Raw genomic sequence first — 13,354 nt, 5'->3', positions numbered from 1 at the left:
TAGCTATTTATCGTCTTCACTGGTATAAGTCTCTGGGAAATTATTGTGTGATACCACACATCACGATATCTTTTGTTTTCGATTTTGCAGAACTCATTAACCGTGAAGACCGCTTGGCGATGGCGTCAAGCGGCTCGGGCCGGAACACTATTGCCTGCCATTCAACAACCTCCTGTAGCATCCCGCCGAAAGCCGTCCGTTGGAACATAACCAATAGCATACGACCGGATTCTGTAGTTCCTATACGACTGTTTCACCATATTCGGCAAGAACGACTTAAATTTTGTAATAGCAATAACTCACTCAAGGATATCGGCTATTGAATAATATTCGGGTGTCAAGTATGCTGATATATTTTTATTGCATCTTAATTTATCTAGAATAATACGGAATAAATGATGAGGGAAGAATAGCACTCGGAGGTATTATGATGTTCAGTCGTTTAGACAAAAGTACCGGAAGTCGTTAAATGGTCACAGGGTCAAGTGGCAGAGCTGAGGTTCAATTCCTCAGAGGCGTATGCCGCATATGACAGCTCCAGAGGACCCGACCCGGTAAATAAGGTTCTGACCATGATAGGAACAAGCACCCTTGCGTCGATAATCACGGGATCAGCTTTGACGACTTCCGCACCCGCGATGGCGGTTATCATCGTGGCGCTGTTTGCGTCCAGCGTTACACTGATGCGGACGCCTTCTTTTGGGGCAACCTCTGTGAGTCACATCTTCTTTCAGGTCCGGATACGATCGAGTTGAGACATCTAGAAGCGATCGATCGAGGACCAACGACGACCACCGATGACTCGGGTATCGTATCTGCAATCCGGCACTGGATCAATCGGATGAGTACGAGGTTATAGCGATGAATGTTGGTGTCATTCGAGTGCTGACAACGGTTGAGAAGGGATTATCCCGTTCGATACGAGAGAACCATCAGCTTTCGTCAATTCCACCTCAACTAATCGCTATTGTTACTCCGTGAGTGGCGGATCCTGCGACGGAATATAGATCCGCTTCAGCGGGACGGTGGCCTGATACTCGGCTTCGAGTTCGTCGTAGTGTTGAATCAGGAGATCAATGAACGCATCCCGGTCGATGAGCGTCACCCGCTGTTCAGCAGTGCGTGCCGCATCCCGTGCATTCTTCGTATATCCACCAGTCGAAACGAATAATCCTCGTTCGCCATTTCCAAGGGTTCCCGTAAACGCTCGCATCTCCGGCGATCCGACTGTCGACTGCTGGCGCTTAACCTGAACCTTGATGTAGGGTTCTTCGAATCCCAACGCGTTAGGATGTGCAATGACGTCAATTCCTCGATCCTGCCGGTCCCGAGTTTTCGTTGCATGATACCCCATCGCTCGTAGGACTGCTGCAACCAGTCCTTCAAAGACGAATGGGTCCATGTTCGCTAACATGTCGGAGATGAGTTCATCTGCTTGGTTTGCAACCTCGTCGACGAACGGGACACTCTCCTCCTCCTCCTCGTCACTTTCATCGGGGATATTCCCCGCTAAAACAGCCTCGATTTCGTCAAGGCGGTCGTCAAGCGAAAACACTGTCAACGTGCTTCCGAGCGTGTTCTTCGTTGCCGTAGTAAACGCATCCCGAGAGACGGAGTCCTTCCAGTCGACACGCCTGACGTGGGGATAGCCTGGTGGATGGTCGCCGGGCTCCCACTCGTAATCACTCGTGACTTGCCCAACGAGATACTCCCGTTCCGTTTTGTCGTAGCTCAACACCAGATGGCCCTCCTCCATCTCGACTGCAAATCGATATACCTGCCCAGCGCTTTGGGCGATGTGTCGGTCATTGTGTTGGGAATACGTATCGATCGCCAGGATGACGGACGTGATCATCGACTGGAGTCTATCGACACCTACCACGTTACCGACGAAGCCGAGAACTTCATGCACGACTTCTTCGCGCGGCTGCTTGGCCGTTCGGAGAACATGCATTCCGGCGCAAATTACTGGCTCTACGAAGCCGTTCCGATGCTCGATGACTCGCTGTTTGGCTCCTCTGAAGATGTGAAACGCTCCATTGACACGGCTATCGCAGAGGTTACTCCCGACGAGTTTGATCCGGACGAACTCGTTGTCCGGATCGAAGAGGCACAAGACGACCTGAGCACCTCCGATACGAAGACGGAATTACTGATCGGCCTCGACGAGGTGGCGTTATTTATCGGCGATGGTCGGAACCGCTACCGGGAGTTCCAAGAGACGATAGAGGCGCTGACGAAGTTGGGCATCGGGCCAATCCCCCGATCGTCGGAACGGGGCAATACCCGATCGAAAAGATCCATGGCGAGTTTGAGGATACTGATGTCACCAACCAGCCGTACGGAGAACAAGAACAGCTTGAAGGAGCCGACACGGAGATTATCGTCCGCAAACGCTGGCTGCAGAAGGACGACACTGGTCAGCGAACTGTCGCGTCGACCATCGATGATGCGCCCGACCTAACGCTTGACTCGTACGAAGCCATCGCCACACGCCGAGTGTAGAATCGTGCCTGTCTCACCCGTCAGTGATGTCGTGGTTATGGCGAGCGTTGTGACAGTTCACACAGAGCAGCTCTAAGTTCCAGAGTCGATTCGAGCCACCATCGGAGAGGGGCGTCGCGTGATGGACGTCCAGCACGTTCCCCTCGCCGGCTTCGATTCCACAATCCTAACACGTCGGGTGTTTTTCGAAGCAACAATCCCATCGAATGGAGGCGCCCCCGAGCGCTCGGGTGCTCTTGTCGCCTAACACTCAATTGAAGCTGGCTCTAAAACCGTGGTAAGTAGGTTTTGGAATTACATGGATACTAACCCCAAGACCTGCTCACACTTTGACTAGACGGTGTCTGCCAAATCTGTACTATTGAGAGCTAGCAGAATAGAATCCAACACATTTAATTCACAATATCATATAATAAATAAAAAGAAATTATTATATAGTATAGTTTCATATCTATAGATAGATGGATTCGTTAGATTTTTCCAATAATACTCTTCAAGCTGATAGCAACAAGAGTGATACGACGATCCACAGTACAACGCTAGCCGAGATTAACTACCTTGCACGATCGCATAATCGGTTTCGAATTCTCGAATTGATCTGTGCGTCGCCCCATAGTCAAGATGATCTCAAAAAACAACTCGATATTCATCGGACAACACTCCGGAAGAATCTCCGTGGGTTGGAAAAGAAAAACTGGATCGAGACCATCCCAACAGAGAACGTCTATCATGTGCTACCTGCGGGCCAGATTGTGATCCAGAGTCTCCGTGCGACGCTAGCTGATTTTCAAACTGCAGATTCTCTTGGCGACTTCCTCGCGCTGTTCCCTAAAGAACTCCCGATACAGATGCAGACACTTTGTGACTGTAATATAACATACTGTGACGCTCAGAACCCGTATGCACCGATGCAGCGATCTCTTACACTGGTCAGAGAAGCGGAAACCATTCGTGCCTTTACGCCGGTATTTAATCCGATCTACGTTGAGACGTTTGAACATCCGATTTCTGACGACCATGAGATCGAGATCATTGGATCACAGGATGTCTTTGAAACGATACAGTCTGATTATACTTCATCACTCGAAACGGCTCTACAGGCTGAATCCGTACAGTTGCTCGTTGCAGATGACGTTCCACGATTCGGGATAGCACTCCTTGATGATATCGCTGTCATCGCAGTCTATGATCGTGACATGAGAGTCCACTCATTGCTGGAAGCGAACACCGGGCAGCAACAAGTGATAGAGTGGACTAAACAACAGTATAACACACTAAGGAACACAGCCGATAAATATGAGAAACTGAGTGAGGAAGAGATTATACCTCGATAGACGAAGATTGGTCTAGTTGGCACTGTCTAGTTAAGCCGGATCGGCTGATTCCGGAGGTTTGAGGAGTTGGGATGAGCGTGGAAAGGAGCCGAGAACTGATTCGACGACTGGTGAACCAGAGAGACGATCAGCCGTTCAATCGGGGATCTTCGTCTGACCTCAAAGCATTCCCCAGAGAGCTACACTAACTCGTTCGAAATCGCTTATCTAGACAGTGCCGTCTAGTTAATTGTTTAATTCAACAAATAGTAATTCCCCCATCCATTTGATTTCGAACAGTGTCATGTTGCACCCTTGGCAGGCTAACATAAGCACATCATACAATCGACAGCACGATTCGACCGACTCCTGATCGACACGAATCAGGCTACCACGTTGTGGACATGCTTCAATGAAGATTCGCAGGCTTGCCAACACACGAGCACATCCAGCAGGGCTTATAGCCGACCAGTTGGGATATCGCTCTCTAAGCGTCTTTCCGGCGGGACAGCCGTGAGCCGAGCCTCTGGAGAGAGTCACTTTATTTCACGCCATATAGGAGAGATTCAGAAATGACGAACTGATTTAAGTCGGAGTCAGCTTTCGTCGCCAAGAAAATAGCTGGAAGGAACGCCTGGATTATGTATTACTGAGCCATCTGTCCGACATCAGTGCATTATGGATACGTTTAATTCACATTTACAGTGTTTGGAACTATTTTTCGATCTTGTTGCGGTCGGTGTACTCAAGATCACCCCTCAAGTCGCACCTTGCTAACGCGGTTAAATAGCCGAATCCATTAACGAGAAACTCCGTTTTGGAGAGACCATGACGCACTTTTACTCAGAGAGGAATACCGCGGCGGGGAATGACCCCGCCGCGGCGACAGTTGAATGCCAAGTAACAGCTTCGAATCGAAATCAATGGCCGCATACAGCCAGTACCACTCAATGCCGACTTGGACAGCGGTTTCGTCAACTGCGACCCGCGTCGGCGCAGCCGACGGCGAGTCGGGTACGCTGTTGGCGAGCTGATACACCCACTGCCAGATCGCTGGATGAGACCACTAAATGCCGAATACTTCCAGGACAGCGGCTGTTTCCCGAAGTGACAACCCTATCGAGTGGAGCCGCATCCCGAACGCTCTGAGAGCGTTCGGGGGACTCATCGTCTCAACACTCAACTGAAGCTGGCTCTAAAACCGTAGTGAGTAGGTTTTGACGTTCCAGGGACACCAACCCCAAGACCTGCTCCCACTTTGACTAGACGGTGCCTGGACTAACAGAAGTTAATCTGAGTTCAGTGTATGGGTCGCTCACTGAGTGATTCGGACCCATTTAGCACACCACACTTATTGACTGTAAGATACTATTAATACGCAAAAAACACAACTCTGAATGTGGAACAAAATAATGCAAAGCAAGAAGGAAGCTTGTCTGACATTAATCGAAGGGAAGTTCTCAAAAGCATTGGTGTGACAGCGGCTGCTGGGACTGCTGGGATCAGTTTCAGTGTTCCCGCACTAGCAGCTGACGCTGGTATAGATATCGAACGGCAGGAAGTAACGGATCGAAAGTCTACAAGTAGTATTAGAAGCAGCCTCAACCAGAGAGTCGCGAATATCGTGTTAGAAGATGCTCCTGTCGACTCCTTCAACTGGAACGATCCCACAATATATGAAATAAGAGTGGATGCTGATGAAGAGTCTCATATATTTAGGGAAGTAGTTGTTCATTCCCAAGATGGTGACTCTACATTCAACTACGTGACTAACAATGAAGGTCTCGATCGTACAGCAACAGTTACAACAGGATCTGGAACAACTTATCGGGCAACCGTAGACGATGACGGACTTCGAACTGAACATATTCAACGTGGAGAGGATGTGACCAGAAAAGCGGTTAAAATGCTAGACCGTGGGAATAAAAAGAACAAGCTCACGAAGAATGGCGTTTCTGACCTAAATACTTCCCAGGCAAGTGCCTATACTGATCTCACATCAGGATCAACCCATCTGTACGTCTCAGGAACGATTGATTCTGGTAAGGAAGCTTTGATTATAATTGATATGAATGAAGGGGGCGATTTAGAGAAGGCTCAAGTGTTGGCACAGGGTCCTGTAGAGTGCTTTGCAACCTGCGTCGCAGGCTTATCTACCACGATCGGGTGGGCATGCTGGAACGCTGCGTGTGGAACATGTGTGGCCGCTCCAAACCCCGTCTCCTGTGGATCTTGCTTGGCCTGTGGGGGTGGAGTTGTAGGGGCCTGTGCAACAGGCTGCGGTGCGAGAGAAATTTTAACTTAGATCTTATTGCTGTTATAACTGCCTTAATATATTATATAATATATCAACATTTTTAATATACAATTTTGATTAGAAAATGTTGATTTCAGAACATCATTTTGACAGCATGTTTGGTGCTCTTGACCAGGTTTGCGGAACAATTCGTGAAGGTTTTGGGACACTTGGAGATCTATGTGAATTTATTCTTCGAGATGCCTCAATGCGGAAAAAGCCACGATCACAATAGCGACCTGGGGTTCTCTCAGGTCTGACGTGAACGTCTCCATTGACGTATTCGCCGTCGTCCTGAACGGCATACTCACATAAAATTCCTTGACGTTACCAATTAGGTCGTATGCTATAAATCCATCAGTATATACGGTCAGCGACTCCCCTTCGTGATCAATGAGAAGGAGTCGCACCGGCGATTGTCAGCGGATTTCACGAGGACGATATATCGATTTCATATTCCTCCTATTAACGTGGATGAAGAAGGAGGTTTATCCCCGCTTGAGCTACGTCAACACGTAGAGATCCCATGCAAGCGCGACGGGCATCGCGCTTGGGACCTTTTAATATAGCAAGACGTACATTTCATCAATTCAGGGGAATATACGAGATTGAGGAAAGGTGTATCAAGCGCCCTAATGAGACAATCGACACTCAGTACATCGTTTTCGTACATGACTTCGATTTCTCTCCGAAGTTCTGGAATACTGTGTCGAACCGGAGGAACGCATAGATTGAGAACAACCACTTGCGAAGCATGATCTTCGAATGAGCGAAGATCGCACCAATCTTATCATCGAATACGTAGTTATAATTCTAATGTAGAATAGTTAAAACAGAAATTATTTATATTGATTCTATTCACAATTGATCTGAAAATCTATCTTGATATTTTAAGTTTTGTAGGGAGTGTGTATAATAAATCTACCTAGCTAATCTCTAGTTAAAATAGTCCATAGCTGCAGAAAACACTGTCATGCCAGCAAGCCTGTTCCAGCAGATCCGCTGCGACCAATTCCGGCCCAAACACATCGAATGGGGTCATTCGTGTCGGCCACGGGTCTCGCGGTGCCCTTGTCTTCTTTTATCCTAACTCCACATCTAAATTAAACTATTACCTCTCACATCCGAGCGTTAAATGTATAATACAGCGCATATAATAAAGATTGTGACTATTCCTCTCTGGCTCCAGCGTTGTGTACGAATTTCCCAAATCGAACGGACACGGAACCAGCGACGGCTCAATCATTCGAGAGGATGGCGTATTCTTGTCCGTGTTGCAATGCTTTGTGCAACTGTTGCGATCGGCGTCAGCGCATACCTCTTCGGAACAGCTCTCAACCAAGGGCATCTCACTGGTTCACTCGATGTGCTGCCGGTAGCGACAACGATAGGATCGTTTTCGTTATTACTTATGTTCGAACGACGAACGTCCAAATACAGTAGCCACATCAATAGCGATCATCTACTGACAACAGTTCCCACGCGCGAAGTCGTTCTTGGAATAGTGTTGACGGTCCTCTATCCAGTTGCTATTCCTCTTTCTTTCGTGGTCGCCGGAGGTGCCATTGGATTCGCGATCGCCACTCAGTCACCACTGACTGTATTCACTCTCATCGTCGCAGTCAGCGGGCTACTCATACTCACTGCCCTGTTAGGTGTAGCTCTCAATCTTCTCGTTGAATTCATCACTACCCGATCGGCTCATTTTAATAAGTATAAAAAGGCGCTTGGTGTGGTAGCATTCGGTCTCTGTTTCGGTTTAGTCGCTATAGTGATCTCTGGTTTAATTTCGTCTTCATACTTGTTCAATTGGCTTAGTGTCGGACCGGCTGCATGGTTCGTGGATCTCGGATTCGCAGGGTCACCAGTGATTCAATCGGCCTCAGTTCGTAGCATGGGTGCGCTCATAGTCATTGTCAGCGGAGCTCCAGCGCTTGTGGTCGGTGCGACAGCGCTCGCCAATAGAGTGTGGAGAACTGAGCCAGTCAGTATCGCGACACTCCATCACTCCCGGACACTCATCGGTGCGGGAGTAACTGAGCGACTGTTCGCTGGTCACGTGTCGCGGCCCGTACTAACCGTTGCTCGAAAACGATGGCTCCAGGAACGACGCGTTCCGCTTGGTCTCATAATGCTATCGTGGTCGGCGCCTTTTCTTCTGGTTGTGATTGGTCCGATTCTTGCTGTAGACTCGGTTCCAGGCGTTTCGCTGGTGTTTTTTGCGTTCATTGGTGCAGTTGGGACTGGATTTTCATTCGGATTTTACCCGATCGGTACTGAGTATTTGTCGCTGCCCATGACGCTCACGACACTCACGGGAGAGCAATTCATACGTGGAGAACTCCTCGCAAGTAACACAATCGGTGCGACAGTCACAGCGGTGGGCACTGTAGTACTTGCGCTGGGAAGTTCCCTCCACATTCTCGAATCTCTGCTGATTGCTCTTGGCAGTGTTACACTGTGTGTGTGTAGTTCTTCACTCGCCCTTTCGCTCGGGATGAGAGTTTCGCATCGTGATTTGATGCCAATTCCATTACCCCTTACCTCAGCAACCATATATACTGAGATCGGACGAGCGAGCTTCGTAAGGATGGGTGTACTACTGGGGATGTTAGGAATCGTCTGTCTGCCAGCGTTCGGAGGCTATCTTCTCTCTTTTGTTTCTGTTTTCATCTCCATGCCACCGGCACTCGGAACTCAGCTCTCAATAGCGGTCGTTCGGATTAGCTCACTTCTCATGATGATCTGCCTCGCTGTCGGCGTCTCGATCCTTGCGTATCGGAAGGCGGTACACCGCTTCGATCGGTACACACTGTCGTGACCACGTGAACGAACGTAACACAATAAGACGAACGCAACAAGTGACAAACCCCAATACGACATCAATGACCGACTCACTCTCGATTAGTACGGACGCTCTCACGAAACAGTACGGTAGCACAACCGCCGTCAACGACCTCAATCTCGCAATCCCGAGTGGCGCGATCTATGGTTTCCTCGGCCCGAACGGCGCTGGCAAAACGACCACGATACGGATGCTCACGACCCTGATAACGCCGACCAGTGGCACGGCACATATCGTAGGCGAGTCGATCACCGACCGGCAGGCGGTGGTTTCACACATCGGCTATCTTCCCGAGGAGCCGCCGCTGTACGACGAACTCACTGCCCGTGAGCAACTCGAATATCACGGTGGCCTCCGCGACATGAACCCGTCAGAGATCGAGGAACGAATCGATTCGCTCCTTGACCGCTTCGACCTGACCACCGACGCCGACAATCGGATATCGACGTACTCGAAGGGGATGAAGCAGAAAACCGGGTTGATCCAAGCGTTGATGCACCAACCCAACGTGGTGATTCTCGACGAGCCGACATCGGGACTCGACCCGAGGGCTGCACGTACGGTCCGAGAAACCATTGCCGAACTCGCCGCCAGCGACACTACCGTGTTCCTCTCGACACACATCTTGCCAGTCGTCGAAGAACTCGCGACAGAGGTCGGCATCCTCTACGAGGGAGAGTTGGTCGCCGAAGGTTCGCCCGACGCACTGAAAGAACGCATGGAGACCGGCGAAGAAGGCACTCTTGAAGACGTCTTCCTCGATGTCACTACTGATGAGGCTCACGATGAACGCACGACTGAACCCGAACGCACGGGTCAACCGGAGTGAACCGATCGATGTCATGAATCTTTCCCTCATTGACTCACGCCGAACCTACTCTGGGTTGGGAATCTAAGGAGGGCTCTCCCAGCAGTGAAGGACGTAGTCTCTGGGGAGCCGAAACCAACTCTCTGAAGTGGGATTTAGCGTTCTTGTGCCAGATTCATCTTGCAGGTTTCACTCTTAGAGCCATAGAGAATCTGCAATATTTTCAAGGATTTCATCGGCGTATCCATCTTTCAGCATTTTCTCTAAATCGTCTTGATTAAATACGATTACGTACTTTCCCTGAGCAAAGAGTTCACGTACAAGTTGCTGACCAGGATCAGTCAGACCTTTCGAGAAAATATTACCGTCCCCGAGCATTCTGGGTGGAGCATATCCGCTTTTAAGGACATATTACGGATATCTTGAGATCCAATAGGCTTTGAAAACCATTTATAATCTGCAAATACAAATGGTCCCATTCCTCGCCACGGGTATTGCGACGAATTATTCGTCAGTATAAAATCGTATTCCCCGGTTGAGCCAAAACACCGGCTTTTTCGGATTCCAACATCAAGAATTGTCTTTTCAAATAAATCTTCAACGAGATCCCCAACAAGCGGCATAATCTGTTGAATATCGCTTTTTGTTCTGTATTTCCTCGTATTGCTGACGCAAGTTGTCTAAAACAAACTCCGATGTATCTACGTGGGCCCGGCCAGGATCTGTGTTCAGGTGCTCCTTAGCCAAATCATGATTTCGGTTGTTCCCTACCAATCGATTTCGAAGACGTTCAAAATCGTATATCTCCACTCTCCAACTATATTCGTCTCTGAATTCCTCTTCCACACGGTCTCGTTTGATACCGGCGGGATTCACAGTGGTCGCGAAAATGTAGAAGTCAATAGATTCTGGCCGGTCAGCAGAGCTTTCTGCATCGGCCCAACACTTACCCTCCCATTGATGGTTTATACTGCAGTGCAAAATACCAGTCTTCCCGTCTCGACGTAGTATAGAATCGCGTCCACCGTCTGGTCCTCTTGTACCGGTAGGGTCGACTTCATAGCCTTCACGTTGTAGTAGATCGACAGTCAGGCGTTCAAGTCTATGTCCTGTTTCGATGCGTTTGATGGCTCTTTCAGTTGGCGTGCCGGTCATAGATGTTATCGATAATTTGTAGTCCCTATTGTTAAGATTCAACCCATTATCGAGAGTACTACGATAGTGTAAAGAATGACACTTTGAAGACAGTTGATGGAAACATTTCTCCACCTGCCGATGAGATACCTGTCCCCCTCCGGCCGTAAAAGTAAACCCGTCAAAATCGACCGTCGTGATATCGACGTCCTCCAGTGACGGCGTTTCATCAGCGATGTCGACGTCTCACGATCAGGTATCGGCCGAAATGTCGCTGGTCGGGAGCCGCCACTCGTCACCCTCGAACTCTTCACGCAGGTACCGCGCGAACTCCTTGTAGTGATCGATCGCGATGTTCTTCCTCTCGGAGCCGGCAAGTAGCGCGATTGCAAGCTAGTCGATGCGGGCCTCATCGGCTCCGGTCCCCGGTTGAACCCACTAGGGGCGCGGCGCAGTAGGCTGACGCGCGCTTAGTGATCGCACGGCGTACTAAGCGTTCCCCCAGAATCCTTTGATCAGTTCGCCAAGATTGTCAGGAGAAAGTAGTGTGAATTCCTTGCGGACTGACGGCGGGAGATGTCCGCGTACGTCGTCCTGTCTGTGATCACTCGCCCACTGGCGGTCAACGAACACGCTAGAACTGCTGACCTCAACGGCATTGTGACTGGGCAACTGTCCTGCTCCGCTGTACTTATCGAGAAGAATGTTGTCCCTCCATCAACATCGTATAACCGCATGACTGCGTTCGGTTAAACCGTATAGATTAAACGCTTACACTAACCACATAGACTAAACAATTGGGATAACCAAGTAGCCTAATTGTATAGACTAAAGAATTAGTGATAACATTTCAATTAGATATTTATACTATCCGATTAATATAGGCGATAGGAATGATTACAACCACGGTGTACAGCGAAGCTGGTGGGACGTTCAAAACGACCACTGTCTCGAACACGGCTGTTGCTCTGTCACGACAAGGGTACGATGTCCTTGCCATCGACCTAGATCCCCAAGAAGGCTCACTTTCTTACGTCTTTGATGTAGCCGATTCGAGATCAGACGGAGAAGCTGATAATCTAGTCCTGCACATGATCGATCGGCCAAAGGGTGAGTTCGAAGACCTCATTCGCACCACAGAAGAAGGGATCAACGTCATTCCTGCCCATAATATGTTAGAAGATCTCACCTCCTTTTTGAATCGGGCAGCGGAAATCGAGGAAATGAGCAACCCTGGAAAGGAGTATGAACGATACGCACAATTGCATCGGGTACTCAGAGCGAATGACGTACAGAACGACTACGACGCAATCCTAATCGACCCCCAGGCAACGGCATCGGATGCCCTGTACAATGCGATCTACGCGACGCGCACACTCGTTAGTCCCGTTGAACTAAGCGGGAAGGGGAAACTAAGTCTCGATGGACTTGAAGATCTGGTGTTTAACTTGGAGGATCATCTCGACATCGGGGTGGGAGTGGTTGCGGTCGTTCCCGGAAATGTCGGCCGAACACGAGCCAACAAGCGGTACCAAGAACAGTTGAAAGCGCAAGAATGGCCAGTCCCGATCATGATTGGGGAGCGTGAAAGTCTCATGAATGAGATGTGGGACGCTCAAGGCTCGGCATTTAAGGTAGTTGAGCAAGGATACGTCGACGGAGTGCCCGGTGAACGACGAGACCGACCGCACGAACAGGAAACGCTTGAGAAGTACGAGGTGCTTGCTGAACATCTCGAAATGGAGTTCAACTAATGCCGGGAATGAAGACTGGCACAGGTGATGACCCGTTTGCCGACGATCCGGACCCAACCGAACAAGAAGAACAAGGCATCGACACAGAGGATACTGCGAACGATGACCAAGACAAGGAAACGTCAGATCAAAAGGAGGTCGTAAGCACGGACGAGAGTGAAGAAAACGAGACCGGCGAGGGACTCAAGCAAGACGATATCCCCTGGGTTCTCCGACGAGAGCGGGTTAAAGACGGACGACCAGAAATGATTCCAACGTATGTCCGTCAGGAAACAGCAGACGCAGAACCTGAATTCGTGCGAGACGTGGAGAAGATCGTTGGCCGGGATGTCTATAAGTTCGACGTTCGGGAGGCAGCTATGTTAGTGGCAATGGAGCATCCAGAAGAGGTTGCAGCCCAATTAAACGACTGGGGATACAAATATCTCGATTAGGCCACTTCTATCTCCGATTCAAAACCAATCCGGAGCTGTTGGTTCTGGATGAAGCGACCTCCCACGTCGATAACGGAACGGAAGTGCGTCACGCCGATACGATCCCGTTCTCGATGACGGGTCGATCGTCGAACGGGAGACACACGAGGAACTCCTAAAACAGAACGGACTGTATGCGAACCTCTGGTGGGTCCTAGTTGGAGAACTGGATGAACTCCCTAGGGCGTTCCTCGAACGAACTATCGACACTGATACGACACTCTCT

At 49.5% G+C, this 13,354-nt stretch carries 11 protein-coding genes and 3 pseudogenes; 8 read left to right on the top strand and 6 right to left on the bottom strand.

The features are described 5' to 3' along the window. Positions 1 to 109: 109 nt before the first annotated feature. Positions 110 to 220: pseudogene (locus tag EIK79_RS11585) on the bottom strand (IS1595 family transposase); the annotation flags it as partial. Between the two features lie 750 nt (positions 221 to 970). Beyond that, entirely contained in the window at positions 971 to 1,855 is an 885-nt protein-coding gene (locus EIK79_RS11580) for a restriction endonuclease (protein WP_394337782.1), read from the bottom strand. On the opposite strand from EIK79_RS11580, the pseudogene EIK79_RS19375 reads away from it, so the two are divergent. Next, positions 1,772 to 1,978, top strand: a pseudogene (locus EIK79_RS19375) (hypothetical protein); the annotation flags it as partial. The gene EIK79_RS11580 and the pseudogene EIK79_RS19375 sit on opposite strands and share 84 nt — an antisense overlap. A gap of 540 nt (positions 1,979 to 2,518) precedes the next feature. Here the strand turns inward: EIK79_RS19375 and EIK79_RS19295 are convergent. Then, positions 2,519 to 2,662: an HNH endonuclease gene (locus EIK79_RS19295; protein WP_124955289.1), complete on the bottom strand. Its 144-nt coding sequence runs from the start codon at positions 2,660 to 2,662 to the stop codon at positions 2,519 to 2,521. A gap of 304 nt (positions 2,663 to 2,966) precedes the next feature. Here EIK79_RS19295 and EIK79_RS11565 point away from each other — a divergent pair, with 304 nt between their 5' ends. The 3 genes from EIK79_RS11565 to EIK79_RS11555 all read left to right on the top strand — a co-directional run bounded on the left by EIK79_RS11565 (position 2,967) and on the right by EIK79_RS11555 (position 6,123). Then, the gene (locus tag EIK79_RS11565) at positions 2,967 to 3,839 is read left to right on the top strand and encodes a helix-turn-helix transcriptional regulator (RefSeq protein ID WP_124955275.1); all 873 of its coding nucleotides are present in this window, start codon (positions 2,967 to 2,969) and stop codon (positions 3,837 to 3,839) included. 872 nt (positions 3,840 to 4,711) lie between these two features. After that, positions 4,712 to 4,852: a hypothetical protein gene (locus EIK79_RS18780; protein ID WP_233738119.1), complete on the top strand. Its 141-nt coding sequence runs from the start codon at positions 4,712 to 4,714 to the stop codon at positions 4,850 to 4,852. Positions 4,853 to 5,217: 365 nt separating this feature from the next. Then, positions 5,218 to 6,123 (top strand): hypothetical protein, encoded by a 906-nt coding sequence (locus EIK79_RS11555; RefSeq protein ID WP_124955274.1) that lies wholly within the window; start codon positions 5,218 to 5,220, stop codon positions 6,121 to 6,123. Positions 6,124 to 6,813: 690 nt separating this feature from the next. On the opposite strand, the pseudogene EIK79_RS19435 reads toward EIK79_RS11555, so the two are convergent. Then, positions 6,814 to 6,912 (bottom strand): annotated as a pseudogene (locus EIK79_RS19435) (IS1595 family transposase); the annotation flags it as partial. A gap of 1,792 nt (positions 6,913 to 8,704) precedes the next feature. Between EIK79_RS19435 and EIK79_RS11545 the strand changes: the two are divergent. After that, entirely contained in the window at positions 8,705 to 8,935 is a 231-nt protein-coding gene (locus EIK79_RS11545; RefSeq protein WP_124955273.1) for a hypothetical protein, read from the top strand. A gap of 64 nt (positions 8,936 to 8,999) precedes the next feature. Beyond that, complete coding sequence (locus tag EIK79_RS11540; protein ID WP_124955272.1) at positions 9,000 to 9,788, top strand: ABC transporter ATP-binding protein; 789 nt, start codon at positions 9,000 to 9,002, stop codon at positions 9,786 to 9,788. Positions 9,789 to 10,364: 576 nt separating this feature from the next. Here the strand turns inward: EIK79_RS11540 and EIK79_RS11535 are convergent. After that, a complete protein-coding gene (locus EIK79_RS11535; protein ID WP_124955271.1) occupies positions 10,365 to 10,922 on the bottom strand; it encodes a restriction endonuclease in 558 nt (185 codons plus the stop codon). Positions 10,923 to 11,390: 468 nt separating this feature from the next. Further along, positions 11,391 to 11,573 carry a hypothetical protein gene (locus tag EIK79_RS18100; protein ID WP_124955270.1) on the bottom strand — a complete coding sequence of 61 codons (183 nt, stop codon included), beginning with the start codon at positions 11,571 to 11,573 and terminating at the stop codon, positions 11,391 to 11,393. Between the two features lie 221 nt (positions 11,574 to 11,794). On the opposite strand from EIK79_RS18100, the gene EIK79_RS11520 reads away from it, so the two are divergent. After that, entirely contained in the window at positions 11,795 to 12,655 is an 861-nt protein-coding gene (locus EIK79_RS11520; protein WP_124955269.1) for a ParA family protein, read from the top strand. After that, a complete protein-coding gene (locus EIK79_RS11515; protein ID WP_124955268.1) occupies positions 12,655 to 13,089 on the top strand; it encodes a hypothetical protein in 435 nt (144 codons plus the stop codon). Before EIK79_RS11520 ends, EIK79_RS11515 begins: the two co-directional genes overlap by 1 nt. The last annotated feature ends 265 nt before the right edge of the window (positions 13,090 to 13,354 follow it).

The organism is Halocatena pleomorpha, assembly GCF_003862495.1.
In the GTDB taxonomy this organism is placed as follows: Archaea; Halobacteriota; Halobacteria; order Halobacteriales; family Haloarculaceae; genus Halocatena; species Halocatena pleomorpha.
This window is presented reverse-complemented; position numbering and strand designations above follow the sequence as displayed.

What these genes read in the sequence shown, in the direction of transcription:
- EIK79_RS11520 (WP_124955269.1), top strand. Translation starts at nt 11,795, where the DNA reads ATGATTACAACCACGGTGTACAGCGAAGCTGGTGGGACGTTCAAAACG.
- EIK79_RS11545 (WP_124955273.1), top strand. Translation starts at nt 8,705, where the DNA reads ATGGGTGTACTACTGGGGATGTTAGGAATCGTCTGTCTGCCAGCGTTC.
- EIK79_RS11565 (WP_124955275.1), top strand. Translation starts at nt 2,967, where the DNA reads ATGGATTCGTTAGATTTTTCCAATAATACTCTTCAAGCTGATAGCAAC.
- EIK79_RS11580 (WP_394337782.1), bottom strand. Translation starts at nt 1,855, where the DNA reads ATGATCACGTCCGTCATCCTGGCGATCGATACGTATTCCCAACACAAT.
- EIK79_RS18780 (WP_233738119.1), top strand. Translation starts at nt 4,712, where the DNA reads ATGCCAAGTAACAGCTTCGAATCGAAATCAATGGCCGCATACAGCCAG.
- EIK79_RS11535 (WP_124955271.1), bottom strand. Translation starts at nt 10,922, where the DNA reads ATGACCGGCACGCCAACTGAAAGAGCCATCAAACGCATCGAAACAGGA.
- EIK79_RS11515 (WP_124955268.1), top strand. Translation starts at nt 12,655, where the DNA reads ATGCCGGGAATGAAGACTGGCACAGGTGATGACCCGTTTGCCGACGAT.
- EIK79_RS11540 (WP_124955272.1), top strand. Translation starts at nt 9,000, where the DNA reads ATGACCGACTCACTCTCGATTAGTACGGACGCTCTCACGAAACAGTAC.